Source organism: Albidovulum sp. (genome assembly GCF_049646345.1).
Taxonomy (GTDB): Bacteria; Pseudomonadota; Alphaproteobacteria; order Rhodobacterales; family Rhodobacteraceae; genus Albidovulum.
Map to the genome: position 1 here is coordinate 1 of NZ_JBARVQ010000802.1, position 1768 is coordinate 1768.

At 65.1% G+C, this 1768-nt stretch carries 2 protein-coding genes; both read left to right on the plus strand.

Annotation, left to right across the window (positions count from 1 at the left end; genetic code table 11):
* Positions 1 to 838: NUDIX domain-containing protein (locus WBB85_RS21045; protein ID WP_432640535.1), on the plus strand; the 838-nt coding region annotated here is incomplete at its 5' end.
* Positions 839 to 889: 51 nt separating this feature from the next.
* A partial coding sequence (locus WBB85_RS21050) for a cysteine synthase A (protein WP_432640536.1) occupies positions 890 to 1768 on the plus strand: 879 nt, incomplete at its 3' end.

Consider the following 1768-nt stretch of genomic DNA (forward strand, 5'->3'; position numbering starts at 1 on the left):
GGTCTATTTCCCCGATCCCGGTCTATGGACCCCCGGCGCGCCGTGGCGGCTGGCCGACTGGGTGGCGCGCTGGGGTGAGGTGGTGGTGACCACTGCCCATGACGCGATGGCGCTGTTCGGTCAGGGCGATCCGGCGGCAATCCATGCGCGCTATCCGCAATTGCTGATGCGCGGCGGCTCGCGTCTGCGGGCCGAGGCGGAGGCGCCCGAACTGCAGCTGCGCCGCCGCGCCGAACCGGGCGATGTGTCCGTGACCCGCAAAAAGCAGGTCTATGCCAATTACTTTGCGGTTGAGGAAAGCGACCTCACCTTCCGCCGCTTTGGCGGCGAGATGAGCCGTGAGGTCAATCGCGCGGTCTTCATCTCGGGCGATGCCACCGTGGTGCTGCCCTATGATCCGGTCCGCGACCGGGTGCTGCTGGTCGAACAATTCCGCATGGGTCCGCATGGGCGCGGCGATCCGCAATCCTGGTTGATCGAGACCATTGCAGGCCGCGTCGATGGTGGCGAAAGCCCCGAGGATGCCGCCTTGCGCGAAGCGCGGGAAGAGGCGGGGATTGATCTTCGCGAACTGATCCCGGCGCTGAACTACTACCCGTCACCCGCTGCGATGGCCGAATACCTCTATACCTATATCGGCATTGCCGATCTGCCTGATGATGCCGCCGGGATCGGCGGGCTGGAGGGCGAGGCCGAGGATATCCGGTCCCACATCGTGCCCTTCGCTACGCTGATGGAACTGGTCGAGAGCGGCGAGGCCAATACCGCGCCTCTGGCGCTTCTCGCCTATTGGCTCGACCGCAACCGCGCCCGTATCCGCGCTGCCGCCGGGGCTTGAGGTCCGACCGCGCCCGTCCTAGGTATGGGCGAGCCACAGGAGGGACCGACCATGCGTATTTCCAGCGACCTCGCCGATGCTGTCGGTCAGACCCCTCTGATCCGGCTCAGGAAGGCCAGTGAGCAGACGGGTTGCGAGATCCTCGGCAAGGCCGAGTTCCTCAATCCCGGCCAATCGGTCAAGGATCGTGCGGCCCTGTTCATCATCCGCGATGCGGTGGCGAAGGGGCTGTTGAAGCCCGGCGGCACGATCGTCGAAGGCACGGCGGGGAATACCGGGATCGGGCTGGCGCTGGTCGGTGCCTCGATGGGGTTCCGGACGGTCATCGTCATCCCTGAAACGCAGAGCCAGGAAAAGAAAGACATGATCCGGCTCGCGGGCGCGGAACTGGTGCAGGTGCCCGCCGCACCCTACAAGAACCCGAACAATTATGTGCGGTATTCCGGGCGTTTGGCGGCCGAACTTGCCAGGACAGAACCGAATGGCGCGATCTGGGCCAACCAGTTCGACAACGTGGCCAACCGTCAGGCGCATGTGGAAACAACCGGCCCAGAGATCTGGGACCAGACCGGCGGCAAGGTCGATGGCTTCGTCTGTGCCGTGGGCTCAGGCGGCACGCTGGCCGGGGTCGCGATGGCCCTGCAGCCGAAGGGCGTGAAGGTCGCTTTGGCAGATCCTGACGGTTCGGCGCTTTACGGGCACTATGCGGAAGGGGCGCTGAAGGCCGAAGGGTCGTCGATCACCGAAGGGATCGGGCAGGGGCGGATCACCGCCAATCTGGACGGGCTGACCCCCGACATGTCCTTCCGCATCCCCGATACTGAAGCTCTGCCAGTGATCTTCGATCTGCTGGCCGAAGAGGGGCTGTGCATGGGCGGTTCCACCGGCATCAATATTGCAGGTGCGATGCGCATGGCCAAAGAGATGGGG